Origin of the sequence: Micromonospora sp. DT4 (assembly GCF_049841675.1) — a bacterium.
Lineage (GTDB): Bacteria > Actinomycetota > Actinomycetes > Mycobacteriales > Micromonosporaceae > Micromonospora.
The window spans coordinates 1-230 of record NZ_JBNCKT010000518.1 but is presented as its reverse complement, the minus strand read 5'-3'; the positions used below and the strand labels follow the sequence as shown (position 1 = coordinate 230).

Annotated in this window: 1 protein-coding gene; it reads right to left on the bottom strand. The window is 66.5% G+C overall.

Annotated elements, in window-relative coordinates; genetic code table 11:
- The coding region (locus tag ACLQ24_RS30740) for a hypothetical protein (protein ID WP_425895216.1) at positions 1–208 on the bottom strand (208 nt) is incomplete at its 3' end.
- Between the last annotated feature and the right edge of the window lie 22 nt (positions 209–230).

Genomic DNA, 230 nt, shown 5'->3' with positions numbered 1-230 from the left:
TGCGCTGCACGTCGCCGGGCAGAGCCGGCCCCGACAGTGGCAGGGCCAGCATGTCCGACTCAAAGTCGTCGCGGACGGGATACTGGCTGGCGCCAGAGGCCCAGACGCCGTCGTCAAGGCTGAGTTGGGGTATATCGGAGGTCTGCATGAGGGCATCAGGGCCGTCCGGTGGATACATGACCGAACCGGCACCGATCGCCGCCGACATCCCCTCAGCCGTTGGCAACCAA